Source organism: Oceanobacillus rekensis, from assembly GCF_002153375.1.
Classification (GTDB): domain Bacteria; phylum Bacillota; class Bacilli; order Bacillales; family Amphibacillaceae; genus Oceanobacillus; species Oceanobacillus rekensis.
In genome coordinates this window covers 1-19,888 of record NZ_MTBQ01000007.1, presented here as the reverse complement: position 1 = coordinate 19,888, position 19,888 = coordinate 1, and the positions used below count along the sequence as shown (strand labels likewise).

Annotated in this window: 20 protein-coding genes, 2 tRNA genes, 2 rRNA genes and 1 pseudogene; 4 read left to right on the top strand and 21 right to left on the bottom strand. The window is 36.8% G+C overall.

From position 1 onward, the window contains the following. Window positions 1-156 precede the first annotated feature (156 nt). A complete protein-coding gene (locus BV906_RS15725) occupies window positions 157-399 on the bottom strand; it encodes a DUF3953 domain-containing protein (protein ID WP_087974578.1) in 243 nt (80 codons plus the stop codon). Between the two features lie 257 nt (window positions 400-656). On the opposite strand from BV906_RS15725, the pseudogene BV906_RS15720 reads away from it, so the two are divergent. After that, window positions 657-2,055 (top strand): annotated as a pseudogene (locus tag BV906_RS15720) (aldehyde dehydrogenase family protein). A gap of 995 nt (window positions 2,056-3,050) precedes the next feature. Here BV906_RS15720 and BV906_RS15715 read toward each other — a convergent pair. The 9 genes from BV906_RS15715 to groES form a co-directional block, all read right to left on the bottom strand. Beyond that, window positions 3,051-3,260, bottom strand: coding sequence for a hypothetical protein (locus BV906_RS15715; protein ID WP_087974577.1), 210 nt, complete (start codon window positions 3,258-3,260; stop codon window positions 3,051-3,053). After that, the gene (locus BV906_RS15710; RefSeq protein WP_087974576.1) at window positions 3,261-3,491 is read right to left on the bottom strand and encodes a helix-turn-helix domain-containing protein; all 231 of its coding nucleotides are present in this window, start codon (window positions 3,489-3,491) and stop codon (window positions 3,261-3,263) included. A 98-nt stretch (window positions 3,492-3,589) separates the two neighbouring features. Continuing rightward, the gene (locus tag BV906_RS15705; RefSeq protein WP_140322012.1) at window positions 3,590-3,769 is read right to left on the bottom strand and encodes a hypothetical protein; all 180 of its coding nucleotides are present in this window, start codon (window positions 3,767-3,769) and stop codon (window positions 3,590-3,592) included. A 284-nt stretch (window positions 3,770-4,053) separates the two neighbouring features. Then, the gene (locus BV906_RS15700; protein WP_176330375.1) at window positions 4,054-5,619 is read right to left on the bottom strand and encodes an LPD25 domain-containing protein; all 1,566 of its coding nucleotides are present in this window, start codon (window positions 5,617-5,619) and stop codon (window positions 4,054-4,056) included. 88 nt (window positions 5,620-5,707) lie between these two features. Further along, a complete protein-coding gene (locus tag BV906_RS15695; protein WP_087974574.1) occupies window positions 5,708-5,947 on the bottom strand; it encodes a hypothetical protein in 240 nt (79 codons plus the stop codon). 12 nt (window positions 5,948-5,959) lie between these two features. Continuing rightward, entirely contained in the window at window positions 5,960-6,247 is a 288-nt protein-coding gene (locus BV906_RS15690; RefSeq protein WP_087974573.1) for a hypothetical protein, read from the bottom strand. A gap of 53 nt (window positions 6,248-6,300) precedes the next feature. After that, window positions 6,301-6,675, bottom strand: coding sequence for a hypothetical protein (locus BV906_RS15685; protein WP_087974572.1), 375 nt, complete (start codon window positions 6,673-6,675; stop codon window positions 6,301-6,303). A 389-nt stretch (window positions 6,676-7,064) separates the two neighbouring features. Then, on the bottom strand, window positions 7,065-8,699 hold the full coding sequence (groL, locus tag BV906_RS15680) for a chaperonin GroEL (RefSeq protein ID WP_087974571.1): 1,635 nt from the start codon (window positions 8,697-8,699) through the stop codon (window positions 7,065-7,067). 73 nt (window positions 8,700-8,772) lie between these two features. Next, window positions 8,773-9,057 carry a co-chaperone GroES gene (gene groES / locus BV906_RS15675; protein ID WP_087974570.1) on the bottom strand — a complete coding sequence of 95 codons (285 nt, stop codon included), beginning with the start codon at window positions 9,055-9,057 and terminating at the stop codon, window positions 8,773-8,775. 516 nt (window positions 9,058-9,573) lie between these two features. Between groES and BV906_RS15670 the strand changes: the two genes are divergently transcribed. Together BV906_RS15670 and BV906_RS15665 are read left to right on the top strand one after the other, a co-directional pair. Next, window positions 9,574-10,278: a CPBP family intramembrane glutamic endopeptidase gene (locus BV906_RS15670; protein WP_087974569.1), complete on the top strand. Its 705-nt coding sequence runs from the start codon at window positions 9,574-9,576 to the stop codon at window positions 10,276-10,278. Window positions 10,279-10,281: 3 nt separating this feature from the next. Next, complete coding sequence (locus tag BV906_RS15665; protein ID WP_087974568.1) at window positions 10,282-10,479, top strand: YdiK family protein; 198 nt, start codon at window positions 10,282-10,284, stop codon at window positions 10,477-10,479. A 38-nt stretch (window positions 10,480-10,517) separates the two neighbouring features. Here BV906_RS15665 and BV906_RS15660 read toward each other — a convergent pair whose 3' ends face one another. After that, window positions 10,518-11,147 (bottom strand): redox-sensing transcriptional repressor Rex, encoded by a 630-nt coding sequence (locus tag BV906_RS15660; RefSeq protein WP_087974567.1) that lies wholly within the window; start codon window positions 11,145-11,147, stop codon window positions 10,518-10,520. Window positions 11,148-11,301: 154 nt separating this feature from the next. Here BV906_RS15660 and BV906_RS15655 point away from each other — a divergent pair, with 154 nt between their 5' ends. Then, window positions 11,302-13,227, top strand: coding sequence for an ABC-F family ATP-binding cassette domain-containing protein (locus tag BV906_RS15655; protein ID WP_087974566.1), 1,926 nt, complete (start codon window positions 11,302-11,304; stop codon window positions 13,225-13,227). A gap of 662 nt (window positions 13,228-13,889) precedes the next feature. Here the strand turns inward: BV906_RS15655 and BV906_RS15650 are convergent. From BV906_RS15650 to BV906_RS15605, 10 genes are all read right to left on the bottom strand, one after another. Next, window positions 13,890-15,152: an FtsW/RodA/SpoVE family cell cycle protein gene (locus tag BV906_RS15650; RefSeq protein WP_245844216.1), complete on the bottom strand. Its 1,263-nt coding sequence runs from the start codon at window positions 15,150-15,152 to the stop codon at window positions 13,890-13,892. Window positions 15,153-15,306: 154 nt separating this feature from the next. Next, the gene (tsaD, locus tag BV906_RS15645) at window positions 15,307-16,317 is read right to left on the bottom strand and encodes a tRNA (adenosine(37)-N6)-threonylcarbamoyltransferase complex transferase subunit TsaD (RefSeq protein WP_087974565.1); all 1,011 of its coding nucleotides are present in this window, start codon (window positions 16,315-16,317) and stop codon (window positions 15,307-15,309) included. After that, complete coding sequence (gene rimI / locus BV906_RS15640; protein WP_087974564.1) at window positions 16,314-16,763, bottom strand: ribosomal protein S18-alanine N-acetyltransferase; 450 nt, start codon at window positions 16,761-16,763, stop codon at window positions 16,314-16,316. Before rimI ends, tsaD begins: the two co-directional genes overlap by 4 nt. A gap of 1 nt (window position 16,764) precedes the next feature. Further along, entirely contained in the window at window positions 16,765-17,463 is a 699-nt protein-coding gene (tsaB, locus tag BV906_RS15635) for a tRNA (adenosine(37)-N6)-threonylcarbamoyltransferase complex dimerization subunit type 1 TsaB (protein WP_087974563.1), read from the bottom strand. Window positions 17,464-17,475: 12 nt separating this feature from the next. Continuing rightward, window positions 17,476-17,925: a tRNA (adenosine(37)-N6)-threonylcarbamoyltransferase complex ATPase subunit type 1 TsaE gene (gene tsaE / locus BV906_RS15630; RefSeq protein ID WP_087974562.1), complete on the bottom strand. Its 450-nt coding sequence runs from the start codon at window positions 17,923-17,925 to the stop codon at window positions 17,476-17,478. 9 nt (window positions 17,926-17,934) lie between these two features. Beyond that, the gene (thiL, locus tag BV906_RS15625) at window positions 17,935-18,900 is read right to left on the bottom strand and encodes a thiamine-phosphate kinase (RefSeq protein WP_087974561.1); all 966 of its coding nucleotides are present in this window, start codon (window positions 18,898-18,900) and stop codon (window positions 17,935-17,937) included. Between the two features lie 393 nt (window positions 18,901-19,293). Next, window positions 19,294-19,370, bottom strand: a tRNA-Asp gene (locus tag BV906_RS15620). 68 nt (window positions 19,371-19,438) lie between these two features. Next, window positions 19,439-19,515, bottom strand: a tRNA-Met gene (locus tag BV906_RS15615). Between the two features lie 27 nt (window positions 19,516-19,542). Continuing rightward, window positions 19,543-19,658: ribosomal RNA gene (rrf, locus tag BV906_RS15610) — 5S ribosomal RNA — on the bottom strand. A 119-nt stretch (window positions 19,659-19,777) separates the two neighbouring features. Further along, window positions 19,778-19,888: ribosomal RNA gene (locus BV906_RS15605) — 23S ribosomal RNA — on the bottom strand; the annotation flags it as partial.

Genomic DNA, 19,888 nt, shown 5'->3' with positions numbered 1-19,888 from the left:
CAAATAGAAGATGGAAGTTGTTTCAAAGAGAATGCAAGGACATCAGTGGGACAAATTACTTGAACATCAACGCTCAGCAGCCCCATAAGCCATATTCCACAAATTGGCCCAATAATTGAGTTTTGGAGGCTATACTTTATTCCGTTTTTGCACCAGTTAGCTTAAAAATAAATCTTGTATAGAAACTAAAAAATTAAAGAAAGCAACTATAACCAATAGGTATCCAACCGACTTTTTTTCCTTTTTAATTTCTTCTGCACCCATTGTTAATAACAATGCCCCCAATAAAAACAACATAATAGATGTTAAGTTCATACCGTCTATTATTTGACCAAGAATAGATAGTGCAATAACTGATATGGCAAGAGTAATTTTAAAAATCGTCTCGTGTAGCTTCAACTTCTGTTGTTATGGTTTCAAGATTATTAATTTTAGGTATTCTTTAAATTTGGTTGAAGGGTCTATGTATTAGCCCAAAGTTCCCTCCAGTAATCTTAATGTAACAACGGTTTTGCGAGTATTGAAATAATCCTACGGAAGCACAGGGACAGGCGTTTTTTTTACGAAATAAAGAAATACTTGGATTGTGGTGGGATTGATAGGGAAGTTTATTTAATAAGGAATAAATCATGTATGAAGGAAAGGAGAAAAATTATATGAAACTTTATGAAAATCTTAACAAAAATTTTATCTCTGGCGAATGGCGTGATGGCCAAGGGAAAACCACTTATGAAGTGAAAAATCCCTATAATGATGAAGTTCTGCAAGAAATAAAAATGGCTAGTAAAGAAGATATAGATGAGGCTTATAAATCTGCTGAACAGGCTAAAAAGGNGTGAGTTTGTTAACCATTTAATTAGGGAAGGTGGCTCATCCCATCTGAAAGCTAACGTCGAAATTGACTTTGTTATTGCAATTACAAGGGAAGCAGCTTCTTTTCCACTAAGAATGAGTGGGGAAATCGTCCCTTCCCTGATCCCAGGAAAGGAAAATAGGATTTACCGTAGTCCTCTAGGGGTAGTCGGTGTAATAGGACCATTTAACTTTCCAATGTATCTTGCCATGCGTTCGGTTGCACCGGCACTTGCTGTCGGTAACGGGGTCGTACTGAAACCTGATGATCAGACAGCTGTAACTGGCGGAATATTGCTTGCAAAGGTATTTGAAGAAGCTGGATTGCCGAAAGGAGTCTTTAATGTTGTGGTTCCAAACATAGAGGATATCGGCGATGCATTTGTGGAACATCCAATTCCACGGTTAATTTCATTTACAGGGTCTACTCCGGTAGGACGGCATATCGGTGAAATTTGTGGAAGAAATATTAAAAAAGTTGCTCTTGAGTTAGGGGGGAACAACCCACTCGTAGTGCTGGAAGATGCGAAAGTGGAAAATGCGGTAAACTCGGCATTATTCGGTAAGTTTATGCATAATGGACAAATATGTATGGCCATAAATCGAATTATTGTTCATAAGGATATATATGAGGAGTTTGTTGAGAAATTTGTTGAAAAGGCGAAAAAGATTAAAGTGGGCAATCCAAGCGAGAAGGATAATCTAATCGGTCCTTTGATAAATCGGCAGGCAATTGATAGGATACTCGAACAAATCGAATCAGCTAAAAAGCAAGGGGCAGAAATTGTGTTGGAAGGAAAAGTAGAAGGGAACGTCATGCACCCTTATATACTAACAGGTTCGAATGATGTTGCAACTGCTCAGAACGAAATGTTTGGGCCGGTGGCAACTATTATTTCTGCTGAAAGTGATGAAGATGCAATTCGCATTGCAAATGACACCCCATTTGGTCTAAGCGGGGCGGTTCACGCAGGTTCCCCGGAAAGAGGTGTGGAGGTGGCCAAACAGATAACCTCTGGTATGGTTCATGTGAATGACCAAAGCGTTAATGATGAGCCATTGATTGCATTCGGAGGGGAGAAAGCATCTGGATTGGGCCGATTTGGAGGGAAATGGTCACTTGAAGAGTTTACAACTGTCCAATGGATTTCTGTCCAAACCGAAGAAAGGGAAAATCCTTTCCATACAGATTATTTGGAGTGAAAATCATGATAATAAAACGCCTTTTCGCATAAACAAAAGGGCAGACACAAAAAGTGATTATAAAATAATGGAGATAAAGGAATTGATTAAGCCAACCTCTTCTTGTTTTATGTATATATAAGTAGGCGTCAAATAATCCCCATCTAAAAACAGGTGGGGATTATTTGACGCTTATGTACAAAATTTCCTGAATTGTTGGCGGTACCCCTAATGCAAAACAACGATAAGAACAGGTGCAAGATAGCGTCTCAAGTGACACCTAGTCATCTTAACCATTATAGATTCATAAGAACGGCCTAGATTTTTGGCAATGGTCGTAAGTTTACATAATCCTACATTTTCTTTTAAATACGCTATTTCATCCGAAGTCCAATTTCGTCTCAATTCTTCTCACTGAAACCTTTCAAATTCAATATCATTTTGAATGAAATTTAATATAGTAAAAAAGCAACACCACCTCAGCTTGTAAAATGGAAAAAATGTGACAAATATTAAAGACTGTTCAATACCGCATTCACACAAGCCAATTAGCAGCTTAATACAAAACTCTAACTTTCGGAGGTCACCTCACCATCGTCCCACTCCCGCTCATGACTTGTCTCAATGCCCTTCATAAAAACTGAGATGATGGACTGTCCTGCAGCTCGCTTTGATTGATGGGTATATGGGTGTTTTATAAGGTAGTGCAGTACTCCTAGTTTTCGCTAAAATATTCCACAATTAATTTGAGACACTACTGGGATAGTTGACCTGTACCTCTGGTTCTTCGGGCGAGGTACTGATGTGAAGTAATAGTAGCTTCAACTAGTGATTACTGAATTATTGGCCATGAATACTGTATTCTCAACACCGAATACCGATTTCTTATTCACGACGAGAATTCGACTTTTTTAGATTGAAATTCCTTAGTGTACAAAATTTCAATAAATGTTGGTAATACCCAACATGCAAAATATCAATTAAAATAGGTGCAAGATAGCGCCTAAAGTAACGATTTATGCAAATAATACATGACAGACTTTTGGAAAAATATTAATTCCAGGTTCAACGATCAACTCATACTCATAAATGATAGGTCTATATGCTTCAACAGCTTCAAGCAATCCATTTTCAGTAATGTACTGGCTTTTAAAGGAGTGGTCAAATTCATTAATGCGTTCGATTACAAATTCATTATTTCCTTTGTAAATTTTCAGTTTCTTCACTTATGACATCCTTTCCCTAGAAAAGTAATTTGAGACAACCAATTCACCCTCCCTAATCGCTAACCACTCTCTTTTTATTAAATCTTTTATCACTTCTTTTATTTCGTTGGTATCACGTCCTGCACGAAGTTCTAATTCTTCCAAAGAAGGAGATCTCCCTCGTTTGTTGTGGTGTTGAATGATAGTGATTAGCTTCCGTTCAAAGTCCTTTAAATCCTTTGCTGATTCCATAATTATCTCCCTATAACCTCCCAGTTTAGTTACTACTTTTCCGCAGCTGTTCCTCTAAAAAATTTTCGCATGTTAAACGTTCCCAATATTTTGTTCCACTAATTGTAATATTTGGCTTTTGGAACGATGCCACGTTTAATATACATATTTAATTTCGCTTTATCATAGTTCAATCCGTTTTCAGATAAAAACGCTGCAAAACGGCTTTGATTTAAATAATAATCACCTTCCGTAATAATTGAATGGGGCGGTTCTTGAATTAAATATGTGTCCTTCAAGAAAAGGAGATGAATCATCTCTAAGCTAAATTCAAGCCAAAAACTATGAAAAGGACTACCATTCAGCTGCAAGAACCTTCGCAAAAAAGGAGGTAGACCTAAAAATGAAGGGGGTTCTGAAATAGAACACCCCCTGTTCCAAACAAGAACACCAGGATAATTAGATACTCTACAATGATCATATAATGTAATATTAAACTATTACCACCCTTTTTAAATAGGGGTGAACTCCCACTATGAAAGCCCTGTTACACTTACAGTAAGTATAACAATAAATAAATTTTTCACATCATTTCCATGTCTATTTCTTGTAGTTTTCTCTTTGCGTTTTTACCTTTTAACCATTCTTCAATATCCTTTTTCTCGTTTTCAAGTAAAAAATCATAATAAGTATCATCAAGCATCCTTTGTTGCTCTTCTGTAAGGTTTCCTTCTTTTCGTACCTGATGATGAGGATTCAAGAATTCACCATCCCCAATATCTAACCGATCCATACTAACAACTCTCATTTTCGAAATGTCGGTTTCGGGAAACACAATATGATAACGAGTTTTGTAGTATCTACTGTCACCTTGATACTTTTCTTCCAATTTCCCCATGATTTCATTACCTTTAGCAAAATCCATCATTAAATCAGATCCTAACTCTGGTGCCTCTGACCATTCAATAAATATTTGTGATTTCTCCATATCTAAATCATATCGTTTTAACCATGCCTTACACTTTACAATGTGATCAAATTCTTCAGTCCAAGCGTCATTCGTTGAGTTATCCATCCCAACAACTTCATCACCATCCACAAGATAGTACAAACCTTTTGTATGAACTTCATCCAAATTATTAATCACATAATCCATTGCCTCTTTATTTACTTCTGTCAGTTCTGAAATATCTTCCCTACCTTGAATAGCTTGCAAAAACTCTTTTTCCTTATCAATACTTTTTGATTGCTCCTTCACCAATTTAGGCTCCATAATCTCAATAAACTCAACTGCTGCTTCTCTCACTTCTTCCAATAACTTCGCTTTATCTTTTAATTCCTTTCCTTGTGTCCAGTTAGCAAGGTAGCCCAAAGAATAATCACTCGTATCAATACCAAAGTACGATGCAACTGCATAAGCCGTCATTTCTGCTTGGAATTCCTTTTCCTCTGACGAAAGGTTGAAATGCTTCTCAGGTGTACCATGCAACTTAGCATGAGCTAATTCATGTATTAATGTTTTCACATTTTGCAATTCACCATTACGTGGATTTAAACCAATATGATTCTTTCTATCGCCTATCCCCTGATAAAACACACCTTTCGCAGACCCTAGTTCTTCCCATGGATCACCAATTGTGACATCTAGTTTGTTTCCGACCTTTCTCATCGCTTCTAATATATCTTGATAGTTTGCAACATCACCCTCCAGCCATCTATTCGGGAAAATATCAGGAAGATCACTAGCCTTTGCATCTGTTTGCGATACATCAAAAACATTTCCTCTGCCAAAATACAATTCACTTTTCTTTTTCTTTAAATCTCCCTTTTTTAGCAACTCTTTTTCCTGTTCACTCGCCTTTTTAATACTTTTCCACTTACCGTCTGTATTTTTAAATTTCGGCTGCGTCTTGTTTGGCACTAGAATTTTAATTGCTTGTTCTCCTTTTTGAACTTGAAAGCCTTTTTCCTGCCAAAACTTATAACTTCCTACTGCCTGTACATCTCTAAATTGATTTTGAATAAGGGCAGTATTTCGTAATGAGTATTGATAGAACTGCATCATAAACGCTAAGTGCTCAGCCATTTGTTCAGGTGTTTCAAAATAGGATTCAATGGATTGGTTCATTGTTTCCGTTAATTGCTTCACTTCTTCTCGTTTTTGCTCAAATGTTTTTCTCTTCAGGAAAAATCATCCTTTCATAAATTAAAAAGGACTCCCATCAGGAAGCCCACAATTACATTTCCATATCAGCTATTTGTGCTTTACACTTGTTATCCAATAATTGATTCTTCTTTTCTATTAGCCACATTTGTTTTGTATCCCTATCTAATAAATCTCCATTCGGTACGCTTGGATCATGTTTAATAAAAGAGACATCCTGTATGGCTAGTTGTTCAGGACTATTACCTAGAACTGTTCCGTGCTCTTTTTCCTTGTTCCAAAAAGAAAGGCAATCTTTATAAAATTCGTCCAAAACTCGTTGTGTTCATTGATTCTTTGATTGGCTTTCTCCCACTTCAAATCCTGTAGCATAACCAATCACCCCTGCATCTACAACATAAAAAAGTTTATCTTCTTCAACTTCTGCATAGCCATCCTCAATTTTAACAGGCTGTATATCATGTGATTGAATATAATCCTCTAATTCAAGGATTGCTTTAGTTCGGTCTTCCAGTGACAAATAGTCAAATTCAATGTCTAATTCTAACCCTTCAATCAAGTACACTTCACCCCGACCAATATAAATTCGGGATTTCGCTAATCCGTTATTCAATTTCACTCATCCTTCCTCATATAAAAATTAAAATGTCTTCCATTAGGAAGCCCTCACATTTCCATTTCATAATTCTTCGCCTTTACTTGCTTCTTTTCCTCATCATGAAAGTATTCTTGTAAATCAATCTGTAAATCAGCACTTTCTAAGTTCATCACCTGAAGGTCGGTATGATGGAAAATATTACTTTGTAACTCATGAAATTTTTCATCTGAAAGCACATTATACATATAAACAACCATCAAATCATCATATTCTGAATCAGGATCAGTCGGACAGATATATAAATCCTCTTTATCTTCATAGTCACCATTTAACACCCAAAGCGAAACTTCTTTGTCTGTTTCAGTATTGGTAATATATAAATCTGCAACTACCCCAATAACATTTTCATTGTTTGGTTCAATTCTTGCTTTATATGAATCCATTCAATACCATCCTTTTTTATTATTTTCATATGCACAAACAAATCCACCAGAAAAAATAAGTTTTCCTTTCATTCAAATTTACCCCTTTCAAGTGCAAAAAAAGACCTCCAAAAATATTGGAGGTGATTTGTTAAAAGATAATTTCTTATGCTGGTTCGCCATCTAATATGACAACTCTCCCCTTATGGGCCATGAAGATCCTGATACAACCTTAAAAGTTTATACACACGTTACAGAGAAAATGAAAATTAAATCGATTGACAATATAACTTTGATGAATGAAGATATATTACAAAAATTATCTTTTTAAAAATAAATGTTACCTTTTCGTCAAAAAAACGAGGTCTGCCATTAGGCAAACCCCGTCATATCAATGTTATTTAAGTGGGCTACATCATGCCGCCCATTCCACCCATGCCGCCCATATCAGGCATTGCAGGTGCTCCACCGCCTTCATCAGGCTTGTCAGCTACAACCGCTTCTGTAGTTAATAGCATTGCTGCTACAGATGCTGCGTTTTGTAGTGCAGAACGTGTTACTTTAGTAGGGTCAACGATACCCGCTTCAACCATGTTTACCCATTCGTTAGTTGCTGCGTTGTATCCTACACCAACTTTTTCACCTTTCAGGCGCTCAACGATGATAGATCCTTCTAGACCAGCATTTTGTGCAATTTGACGTACTGGTTCTTCAATTGCACGAAGAACGATTTTCACGCCAGTTGCTTCGTCACCTTCTAGTTTTAGTTCGCTTACTTTGTTGTAAACGTTGATTAGTGCTGTACCACCACCGGATACGAAGCCTTCTTCAACTGCAGCACGTGTAGAGTTTAATGCATCCTCGATACGTAATTTGCGTTCTTTCAATTCTGTTTCGGTTGCAGCACCAACTTTAACTACTGCTACACCACCAGATAATTTAGCAAGACGCTCTTGTAATTTTTCTTTATCGAATTCAGAAGTTGTTTCTTCTGCTTGTGCACGGATTTGTGCAACTCGTCCGCTTATTGCTTCAGGGCTTCCAGCACCTTCAACAACAGTCGTATTTTCTTTTGTTACAACAACTTTAGAAGCACGGCCTAATTGTTCAATTGTTGCAGATTTAAGATCAAGTCCAAGATCTTCAGTGATAACCTCTCCACCAGTTAGGATAGCGATGTCTTCAAGCATTGCTTTACGACGGTCACCGAATCCTGGAGCTTTAACTGCTACTGCGTTAAATGTTCCGCGGAGTTTGTTTACAACTAATGTTGCAAGTGCTTCCCCTTCAACATCTTCTGCGATTAGAAGAAGTGGTTTACCTTGTTGTACTACTTGTTCAAGTACTGGCAATACTTCTTGGATATTACCGATTTTCTTATCTGTGATTAGAATGTAAGGATCTTCTAGAACTGCTTCCATTTTATCTTGGTCAGTAACCATGTATGGAGAAGAGTATCCGCGATCAAATTGCATCCCTTCAACAACTTCTAATTCCGTGTTGAAGCCTTTAGATTCTTCAATTGTAATAACACCATCATTACCAACACGTTCCATCGCTTCAGCAATTAGGCTACCAACTTCATCATCAGATGCTGAGATAGAAGCAATTTGTGCGATAGATTCTTTGTTTTCAACTGGTTGTGAAATAGTTTTTAATTCTTCAACTGCAGTTGCAACAGCCTTCTCGATTCCACGGCGAATACCTACAGGGTTTGCACCAGCTGTAACGTTTTTCAAACCTTCATGGATCATTGCTTGTGCAAGTACAGTTGCTGTAGTTGTACCATCACCAGCTACATCATTTGTTTTTGATGCAACTTCAGATACAAGCTGTGCTCCCATATTTTCAAAAGCATCTTCAAGTTCGATTTCTTTAGCAATCGTTACACCATCATTTGTAATTAGCGGTGAACCGAATTTTTTATCTAAAACTACGTTACGTCCTTTTGGTCCTAAAGTTACTTTGACAGCGTTTGCTAATGTATCCACACCGCGAAGCATAGAACCACGTGCGTCTTCACTAAATTTAATATCTTTAGCCATAAGAAAATTCCTCCTTTAATTAAATCATGTTATTATTTATAAAAATAAGTAAGTAGTTAAATGTATGTTTTAGTTAGCTAACTACAGCTAAAATGTCATTTTCACGAAGAATTAAGTATTCTTTACCTTCATATTTCACTTCAGTGCCAGCAAATTTAGAGTAAATGATACGGTCACCTTCAGAAACCTCAAGTGCCACTTTTTCTCCATTTTCAGTTACTCGACCAGAACCTACTGCGATAATGCGACCTTCTTGTGGCTTTTCCTGTGCCGAATCCGGAAGTACAATTCCGCTTGCAGTTGTTTCCTCTTGCTCAACAAGTTCGATAACAACACGATCTCCTAGTGGTTTAATCATGTAGAATGCCTCCTTAATTCCATATCTTTATTTTAGTTTATTAGCACTCTCACATGGTGAGTGCTAACTCCTAATTAATATAATAATTAATTTATCCGAAAAATGCAAGCAAAGTATGTTTTATTTTTCCATCTTTTTAATACTATATAAGAAGAGAAGATGTTTTTAACTTAAGATGTCTCCTAAAAGCTTGGCATTACAGTCGCTTGTCCCATCGAAAATATGCTATTTTTGGCACAAAATCTTAAACTACGAATTGACTGCCGATTGATTTCCAAAGACGTGTGCTTTTTCTGCCGTCCGGGATCCCTCCGGGCGGATGCGCATTGTATTTCCCAGAGCGGTTACCGAAGTTTCTTATTTTAATACACAGTTTATCTCAACTCTGCGATAACTTAAAAAGCAAACATTTCGGAAAGTGCCTTACTTAAGGACATACGATTATAATGCATCATCTAAATTATGTTAGAATGGATGATATGAAAACGCACAAAATGATTTAAAGGAGACGTTCATTTGGCTAGAAGATACTGGTACGTAATTCTCACATATATTATCGTTCAATATTCCGTCATCATAGGTGCACCATTACTCTTAAGCATATTACCCATTACACCTTTCGACGCTGCTATTTATTGGACAATCTTTAGCTTTATCGCAGGCCTTGCCGTGATACTTATTATTATGAAGCCTGATATGCAGATGGAAAGTGCAAGAAACGCTGCATCTGTCGGAACCGTTGTGCTTTGGTCTGTACTTGGTGTATTTATGGCTTTATTCTCTCAAGGAATTGCTGCTATGATTGAAATGGAATTGTTTGGGATAGACCCTGGTTCTGAAAATACTCAACAGATTATGGATATTAGCCGAGCAGCTCCATTATTCATACTTATTCCAGCCATTATTGCACCAATATTGGAGGAATTAATTTTCCGGAAGATTATTTTCGGTTCACTTTATAAACGAATGAACTTCTTTTTCGCCGGATTACTTTCCGCTCTCATCTTTGGATTCATCCATGGTGAACCACAGCACATCTTAATATATGCTTCGATGGGCTTTGTATTTGCGTTTCTATATGTAAAAACAAAACGGATAATTGTCCCAATTCTAGTTCATGCTGGTATGAACACAATGGTTGTTATGGCACAATATTCAATGACTCCGGAGGAATTTCAGAGGCAGCTTGATCAATTACAAATGATTTTCATTGGAGGATAATTTATGGGTAGGTCACTATTAATCAAAGCATTTATGTATACTCTGATGGGAATGGCATTTATATACTTTGCTGTACAGAGTAATGAGGGATCGGTTTGGAATGTGGTTACGCTAATCTTTGCAGCAATAGCTGCCTTGGATTTCTGGGTTGTATTTAAACTAGTGGGGCAATATTTTCAAATCAAAAATAAAAAGGAGTAGAATGATTTGATTCTGCTCCTTTTCTAATTCTATATGGATTATTTCTCTAATGAATAATGCTTTAAAAAATAAACAAGTGCCTGCAATTCAACGGCCAAATCTATATGATGGACACGTATCGATTTCGGGACGGTTATTCTTGCAGGGGTAAAGTTAAGAATTCCTGTAATTCCGTTTTCAACCAGCTTATTAGCAATTGCATCCGCTTCATCAGCTGGTAAGGTTAATATAGCAACTTTTATATTAGCTAATTTTTCCAGGTCATCAATATGATAAACTGGTATATCACGGATTTCTTTACCTACTTTTTCTGGATCTGCATCAAATGCTTTTGTGATACGGATATTATTGTTTTTCATGAAATTATAATTAAGAAAAGCTGTACCGAGATTACCAACTCCAATTAATGCAACTTCTGTAATTTCATGTTGATCCAATGTACTCCGGAAAAAGCCTAATAAGTATTCAACATTATAGCCATAACCTTTTTTGCCTAATGCCCCAAAATAGGAAAAATCCCTTCTTATTGTGGCAGAGTCAACCTTAACTGCTTCACTCAATTCTTTCGATGACACTCTTTTCTTGCCTTGCTGATTCAAGTTATTCAGGAAACGATAATATAAAGGCAAACGCTTTGCTGTCGCTTGCGGAATTTTATTTTGATCCATAAACTTTCCTCTTTTCAATCCTATTATATATGACGAAATATGTTCTTTCATCTATATTAACAGAAATTTAACAATAAGTCGTGATATTTTTCACAATCTGAGTTGCTTCACTAAATAATTATAAGATACACTATGAAGGATGGGGTGAATAGAAATGATACTGATGCAATTAAACGGCATTTCCAAATCATTCGGTGCGGAAGAGATTTTAGCCAATATTAAAATAGAAATAAAAGATAATGACCGGGTTGCCATTGTAGGTAGAAATGGTGCCGGTAAATCAACATTGCTTAAAATTATGGCTGGTGAATTATCGTATGATGAAGGTGATTTCTTTAAGCCGAAAGAACTTACGTTTGGATACCTTTCACAGCATATGACATTGGAGTCTGGCAAAACAATCTGGGATGAGATGATCGACGTATTCGCCCAGTTGAAATTGCAGGAAAAACAGCTTCGTGCTTTAGAAAAGGATATGGAGAATGCCTCCAATCTAGCTGGTGAGGAATATGAAAAGCTGCTCAAGGATTATGATAAACTCCAGTTGGCTTATCAGTCTGGTGGAGGATATACATATGAATCAGATATAAAATCTGTGCTAACCGGATTGAATTTCGCTGATTATGATTATAACAAACCAATTATGGAACTTAGTGGAGGTCAAAAAACAAGACTTGCCCTAGGGAAATTATTACTCCAAAAACCGAAACTGCTAATCTTGGATGAACCAACAAACCATCTGGATATTGATACACTGTCCTGGTTGGAAAATTACTTAGTCAGCTATCCAGGTGCCATCGTCATCGTTTCACATGATCGCTATTTTCTCGACAAGACAGTAACTATTGTTTATGAAATTGCTCGTCATAAAACGAGAAAATATCATGGGAGTTATAGTAAATATTTGGAACAAAAGGCTTTAAATTACGAGCAGGAATTAAAAGAATTTGAAAAACAACAAACTGAAATTAAGAAACTGGAAGACTTTGTACAGAGAAATATTGTACGAGCTTCTACTACGAAGCGAGCACAAAGTCGGAGAAAACAGCTTGAAAAAATGGATCGAATTGACCGGCCACTTGGTGATGAATCCTCCGCATCCTTCTCGTTTCAGATAGATAAAAGAAGTGGAAATGATGTATTAAAGATTGATCAACTGAGCTTAAGTTATGAAGATGCTAAAGAACCAATTTTTTCCAATATCAAATTACATGTCAATCGCGGGGAAAGAATTGCTCTTGTTGGCCCCAATGGCGTTGGTAAAACAACGTTACTAAAAGCAATATTAGGTACATTAAAAACTGATAAAGGGACAATTCAAATCGGCACTAACGTTCAAATCGGTTATTATGACCAGGAACAGGGAGAGCTTGACTCCTCTAAAACTATTTTGCAAGAATTATGGGATGATTACCCTACAATAAACGAAAAGGATATCCGCACGATTCTTGGCAATTTTCTATTTTCAGGCGAAGACGTTCTTAAACCGGTTCATACATTAAGTGGTGGTGAAAAGGCTCGACTTGCTTTAGCAAAATTGAAAATGCAAAAAGCGAATCTGCTAATTTTGGATGAACCAACAAACCATCTGGATATTGATAGTAAAGAGGTTCTGGAAGCTGCACTAAACGATTTTCCAGGTACCATTATCTTTGTCTCGCATGATCGCTATTTCATCAATAAAATTGCCGATCAGGTTGCTGAAATGCAGCGCTCATTCATTACCATGTATCTTGGAGACTATGACTACTATTTGGAGAAGAAAGAAGAAGAAGCTGAATTAGAAAGACTACAGATAGAAAAGGAAAGTGCGCCTGTACCAGAAAAGAAAAAACTAAGTTATAAAGAAGGTAAACAACAACAGAGTGAAGAGCGTAAAATTAAGCGTCGTATTGCTGAACTTGAAGAATTGATAGAGCAATTGGAAGTGAAAATTTCCCAATTAGAAGTAGAAATGACAAAACCTGAAGTTTATCAAGATCATGAAAAGTCAATGGAACTTACTGAAAAAGTGAATGCTGCCAAACAGGAATCAGAACGGCTAATGGAAGAATGGGCAGGGTTACAAGAAGAAGTTTAATAAAAAAGGCAGTATCATATAGCGCAACGAGTTCACTTTTCGAGTTCCAAACATACTTTTAGCAACCGAAATAGCATTTAAAATCATATACCAAATAGCAGATTGGGAATAGATGTTCTTAATCTGCTATTTTATATTTAAAGAGTCCGTTATTTTATCAATTAAAATAAAAAGACCCGGTAGGTATTATGAGCACCGATCCTTATTCTGTTTAACTAGTTCTGAAAGAGAACCTTCAACTAAAGGTATGTCTATCGTTTATTAAAATATCCTTAGATAAGTCGTTCATCTAATCTATGAGTGACCGTTCGCTTAGATTTTTACCTTGTTCAGTCGTTCATCTACTCTATGAGTGACCGCTTGCTTAGATTTTGGCTTTGTTCAGTCGCTCATCTGCTCTATGAGTGACTGCTTGCCTAGATTTTTACCTTGTCGGTCGTTCATCTGCTTTATAAAGAACTGTGTTCTAATGTTTATTTAACTCATCATTTTCGTTAATGTAATAACGAACAAAAAAAATAACTGACTATCATAAAAAACTAGCAGAGCATTTGTGAATGCTCTGCTAGTTTTATTACAAATCTTTATGTCGTTCACCTTACTTTTTTCTGATATTGCACCCTTAAATAGAATCCGTTATATACAGAGATACTACCTTTTTTCTACTTAAATAAATAATCATTTTGAATTGTATACTCTACTGCTACCCGATAAACGACACCTAATCCCAGCATAGTAGATAATACCGAACTTCCTCCATAGCTGATCAGTAATAATGGAATCCCTGTAATCGGCATAACCCCCAAGGTCATTCCAATATTTTGGAAAACATGGACTAATAGAAGACTTAAAAATCCAAAACAAAAGTATGCACCAAATGGCGAATGCTTATAAATACTTAACCCCAATGTGACAAGCTTATACAGCAAAATGAAATATAAAAAGATAACAAGTGCACTTCCGATAAAGCCAAAACTTTCCCCAATTACTGAAAAGATAAAGTCTGTTTGTGCCTCAGGGTAGTATACTTCCACCCCACTCATCCCTTTTCCAAAAAGCTGACCTGAACCAAGCGACATTAAAGCACGGTCAAAGTGAAAACTCGCACCCTCAGAAGATTGCGATGGATCAAACCAAGTCATAATCCTGTCAATCTGATATGCCCTACTCCCAGCAAGCTCACGCGCCATATCGGGGAACTTTACAATTAAACCTAAAACAGAAGCCCCGAATGCAGAGATAAGAACAACCAGACCCATAATCATTTTCCAACTGATCCCTGATATAATAATCATCATTCCTAGAATAAATAAGTAAACCATTGATGTACCAAAATCAGGTTGAATTAAAATTAGAAATACTGGTACGATCGTAATTAAAATGAGTTTTAGCAATAACATTGTATCGCTTTTTAGATCTCCACTTACATATTTTGCTTTATGCCTACTAATAACTGCTGACATGTAGAGTATCGTTGTAATTTTTGTGAATTCAGCAGGTTGTATCGAAAATCCCGGTAAAAAGTTAAACCAACTTTTAGCCCCATTAACTGGATCGGCTATGGATTCTGGACTGATATACAATATAATTAGTGCAAGAATACTTACACCATAAATATATACACTCGCCTTATATAGCTGTTCCAAATCAAGAAATTGTATGGCAGCGACAATACAGACTCCAGCAATGAACCATACTATCTGCTTCAGTACAAAGTTTTCATCTTCATACTGTTCCAGTTGTTGCGCATTGAAAATTGCTAGCAAACTAACACAAACGAATAAAGTAAATATGAATATTAAATCCGTCTGCATAAAATATGATTGTTTTTTATTCATAACAACATCACCTAAATTTCTTTCCGCTTCTTCCCTTGTTTCTATCTTGAACTTCTGTGGATAACGATGCATATCCACAGGTTTCATTTCGCTAAAGTAGCTTTATATAAGGTTATTAACAAAGTTATGCACATTATACACAGATTCCCTTATTTTTATCAACAATATTTACCCACAATGAAAATGTATATTCTACAGTTATCCCTACTAGTTATCCACACACTTGTGAATAACCTGTTAATTACTTTAATGGTAATGATGCATTGGCATTCAAATCAAGCCCTGAACGTCTTCCTTGTTCATATGCAATGGTTCCAGCCGCGGCAATCATTGCAGCATTATCAGTACATAGTGTAATATCTGGAATTAGTAATGGAATTCCGGTATCCAGAAAGACTGCTTCCAATTCTTTTCTTAAACCTTTATTTGCTGCAACGCCACCTGCTACAATAACCTGATTTACATTATATTGTTTTGCTGCCTTTACTGTTTTTGCAGTCAAAACTTCCACCACACTAGCCTGAAAGCTTGCAGCGATATCTTCATCTTTAAGTGTTTCTCCACGTTGCTTGGCATTGTGGATCTTGTTAATAACTGCGGATTTTAATCCACTGAAACTGAAATCATAACTTCCTTCTTCCAGCCATGCTCTCGGGAAATTAATTGTTTTTTCTCCATTAGTAGCTAATCGATCAATATGTGGCCCACCAGGATATGGCAGGTTAAGCATCCTTGCCACCTTATCATAAGCTTCTCCAGCTGCATCGTCACGTGTTTCTCCAATTAACTCATAAGACCCATGTTCCTTCATCAAAACAAGCTCGGTATGCCCACCTGACACAATTAAAGCCAATAATGGAAACTGGAACTCCTTTTCCAACCGATTGGCATAAATATGACCTGCAATATGATGAACACCCACCAAGGGCTTTTGTTTAGCAAATGCTAATGCTTTAGCTGCATTTACACCTACGAGCAGCGCACCAACAAGACCAGGTCCCTCAGTTACTGTAATCGCATCAATTTCATCCCACGTTACTTTTGCATCCTGAAAAGCCTCTTCAAGTATAAGTGTAATCTGCTCTACATGGTGTCTTGAGGCGATTTCTGGAACAACCCCACCAAAACGTTTATGACTTTCAATTTGGGAAGCGACAACATTTGTAATAATTTCTGTTCCATTTTTCACAATAGCTACAGCAGTTTCATCACAACTCGTTTCTATTCCTAATATTAATGTATTTTTTTTCATATTAAATTCACCCACATAACGATAGCATCTTCCTGATTATCTGTATAGTAATTTTTTCGAATTCCACCAGGAACAAGACCGAATTTCTTATACAAACCTTGTGCAGGGTAATTGGACTCCCGAACTTCCAGAGAAAGCCGTTTAACTCCCATTTCCACTGCGTATTGTACAGCATAGCCAAAAAGCTTCTCACCAAGTTTATTCCCACGGTAACTCGGTAAGATTGCTACATTGGTAATTTGTGCATCATCAATCACAATCCAAATCCCAATATATCCAACAATTACTCCGTCTAGTTCCATAACAAAATAATGGGCATGTTTATTATCAATCAATTCCTGATAAAAAATATCCGTTGTCCACGGTGTCGCAAATGAGGCGCGTTCCACATCCAACACTTGAAGGATGTCTGAAAGTTCCATCTTCCTTATTGTCACTATTGCCATACTACTTATTTCCCTTTTGTTGCTTCAACCAGTTTGCTTCAGCTTCAGCAAGACGTAAGTAATTCGGTGTTAATTCATGTGTAGAATCCGAATCTTTGTTTAAACCAGCCAAGCCTAAATGGCCTGCTTGTGGAATATGGTATGGACCCTCAGGAATAATTGCATGGTCTCCTAATATTTGCTGAATTTTTTCTTTATAAATAGAAATATCAGGACTTAAAAAAACAACCCTTTTCTGATCTTCCACAAGCTTTTTTAAAACATCATCCATTAACAGATTTTTTTCCTCCAGAACGCTCACAAGCTTATTATCTTTCCATTGATATAAACCTGTAAAAACCAAGCCCCTTCTCGCATCAAAAAAAGGACAGATATACTCAGGAAAGAACCGTCCTTGGTATGCCAGCACTTCCAAGCTGGAGACACCAACAACTGGGATGTCTAAAGCCCATGCCATTGTTTTCGCTGTGGAAATGCCAATTCGGACACCTGTATAGGATCCAGGTCCTTTAGCAACCACAATTCTATCAAGCTGTTCCGGCTTTAATGCAATCTCATTCATCAAATTATCGATTGCAGGCATTAATCTCACGGAATGGTTCTTCGTGAGATTGGTCATCACTTCCCCAACAACTTGGTCATCTTTCAATAAAGAAACACCAAGAACCTGGTTGGAAGTATCTATTGCAAGTATATTCATTCCAGTTAACTCCTAACTCATCAATTCATTAACAACCCATTTAAAGTGTGTACCAGTTGGTGTAAATTCCAGTTCTCTACTATGATCATCCATATAACTGATTTTAATATTCAATCTTTCTTCAGGCAGGAACTCCTCAATAAACTGTGCCCATTCCACAACAGTAATCCCATTACCATGAAAATATTCATCAAAACCAATATCTTCTTCTGAATTCTCAAGTCTGTAGACATCCATATGATATAAAGGAAGTTCACCTTCATATTCCTTTATAATTGTAAAAGTAGGACTGCTAATATTACGCTTCACACCAAGTCCAGTGGCCAGGCCTTTTGTAAAAGTAGTTTTACCCGAACCTAACTCACCTTCAAGTGTAATTACGTCACCAGGTTTCAGCAGCAATGCAAGCTTTGCTGCAAGGCTAATTGTTTCATGCTCAGTGTTTGTCTGAATCTTTACCACGTCATTCACCTACTTTAAGTGTGTATAACCCTTTTTCTTTAAGATAATATCATTTTTATTATTTTGCTTTAAAAATACATGTCCACCCCTATCTGAAGTGGTAACATATCCTATCTTAGAAACGATTGTATTCGTAAGATCTGCGATTCGCTTCACTTCTTCCCAATCTTCTCTTGGTACTGTGCCCATCAATTCGAAATCTTCCCCACCATATAATTTCCATTTATATTGCAAATCTAATGAGAATTGATTATATGCAGCACTAGTGGGAAGTAATTCATCCACCAATGTAATTGTAACATGTGAGGCTTCAGCAATCTCATTGGCTTCACTTGCTATTCCATCACTGATATCATTCAGTGCTATTCTAGATAAATTACTTAATCCACTTGCAAATTCTACACGTGGCGATGGCATCCGATGTCTATTTATAAAATAAGTGGGTTCAAAATAGTCATCGGGATTTGTTAATATATGAAATCCTGCCTGCGAATCACCTAATGTCCCTGTAACAAATACAATATCATCTTGTCTAGCTGCACTTCTGAAACGTGATCGTTCTCTCATGGTATACCCAATAACCGTAATCGAAATAGAAAGTTCCTTACCTGAAACAGTATCTCCACCAATTAGATCTATCTTGTACTGTTCTGCTAAACTTTTCATCCCATTAAAGATTTGAACAAGTTCCTCTTGATTCCATTCTTTAGGAATTACAATCGAAACAAGATAAAAGGCAGGCAAAGCCCCCATTGCAGCTAAATCGCTGATATTTGCTGCAAGTGCACGATAACCGATATGAAAGGATTCCATTGTCTCTTTAGAAAAATGAACATTTTCTACAAACGTGTCCACTGCTGTGACAATATCCATTGAAGTTCTGAATACCGCCGCATCATCACCTATGCCTTTAATTAATGATGATTGATTATAGGTTTGCTGCTTTATTGAATCTATAAATGAAAATTCGTCCATCATGATCACCATTCTTTTTATTAACTATAACCATGATAGCAAAAAGAATAGGAAAAAGGAAAAATAAAAAAGGATTGTAGAAAAGATTGAAGATTAATTTTATATGTTGAATTTTGGAGAAGATAACTTTCACTTCATTTATGGGCGCGGGAGTTTTGCTAGTGGTTAGGCCACGTGCCCTTAGGTTGCATAGGCTTGATTCCGTGAATTAGCCTTATAATTCCACGATTCCAGTTATTAATTCTGCGGATTGCATTATTTTACCGCGAATTTAAGATTTATTCCGCGACTCCTAATTCCCACATATAACAAAGAAAAGTAGCCTTAGAAATCAAAAAACACATGTTTCGTTTTCCGAAATCATGTGTGAAATAAACTATAATAATATATGTATGGCGGTCCGGACGGGACTCGAACCCGCGACCTCCTGCGTGACAGGCAGGCATTCTAACCAACTGAACTACCGGACCAAATTTACAAATAAGATCAACACCCAGTAATTCATCTGAACCTGGATAGAAATTTATTAATATTTAATTGGTTGCGGGGGCAGGATTTGAACCTACGACCTCTGGGTTATGAGCCCAACGAGCTACCAGACTGCTCCACCCCGCGATATGAGGAATTATAATAAAACTAAAAGCCTGGCGGCGTTCTACTCTTGCAGGGGCAAAGCCCCAACTACCATCGACGCTGAAGAGCTTAACTTCTGTGTTCGAGATGGGAACAGGTGTGACCTCTTCGCTATTGCTACCAGACCTTCCTTAAAAATAAGGACAAGTTTTATTATATACATTTTCATCTAAAAATGCAAGGTATTTTTTAGTTTATACCTTAAAAACTAAATAAGAGTAAATCAACATATCAATAAAGAAGTTTAGTTAAGTCCTCGATCTATTAGTATCCGTCAGCTACACGTGTCACCACGCTTCCACCTCGGACCTATCAACCTCATCGTCTCTGAGGGATCTTACTCACTCGAAGTGAT

What these genes read in the sequence shown, in the direction of transcription:
- BV906_RS15650 (WP_245844216.1), bottom strand. Translation starts at nt 15,152, where the DNA reads ATGAAACCTGTGGATATGCATCGTTATCCACAGAAGTTCAAGATAGAA.
- thiL (WP_087974561.1), bottom strand. Translation starts at nt 18,900, where the DNA reads ATGGACGAATTTTCATTTATAGATTCAATAAAGCAGCAAACCTATAAT.
- tsaB (WP_087974563.1), bottom strand. Translation starts at nt 17,463, where the DNA reads ATGAATATACTTGCAATAGATACTTCCAACCAGGTTCTTGGTGTTTCT.
- BV906_RS15655 (WP_087974566.1), top strand. Translation starts at nt 11,302, where the DNA reads ATGATACTGATGCAATTAAACGGCATTTCCAAATCATTCGGTGCGGAA.
- BV906_RS15665 (WP_087974568.1), top strand. Translation starts at nt 10,282, where the DNA reads ATGGGTAGGTCACTATTAATCAAAGCATTTATGTATACTCTGATGGGA.
- groL (WP_087974571.1), bottom strand. Translation starts at nt 8,699, where the DNA reads ATGGCTAAAGATATTAAATTTAGTGAAGACGCACGTGGTTCTATGCTT.
- groES (WP_087974570.1), bottom strand. Translation starts at nt 9,057, where the DNA reads ATGATTAAACCACTAGGAGATCGTGTTGTTATCGAACTTGTTGAGCAA.
- rimI (WP_087974564.1), bottom strand. Translation starts at nt 16,763, where the DNA reads ATGGCAATAGTGACAATAAGGAAGATGGAACTTTCAGACATCCTTCAA.
- BV906_RS15660 (WP_087974567.1), bottom strand. Translation starts at nt 11,147, where the DNA reads ATGGATCAAAATAAAATTCCGCAAGCGACAGCAAAGCGTTTGCCTTTA.
- tsaD (WP_087974565.1), bottom strand. Translation starts at nt 16,317, where the DNA reads ATGAAAAAAAATACATTAATATTAGGAATAGAAACGAGTTGTGATGAA.
- BV906_RS15685 (WP_087974572.1), bottom strand. Translation starts at nt 6,675, where the DNA reads ATGGATTCATATAAAGCAAGAATTGAACCAAACAATGAAAATGTTATT.
- BV906_RS15710 (WP_087974576.1), bottom strand. Translation starts at nt 3,491, where the DNA reads ATGGAATCAGCAAAGGATTTAAAGGACTTTGAACGGAAGCTAATCACT.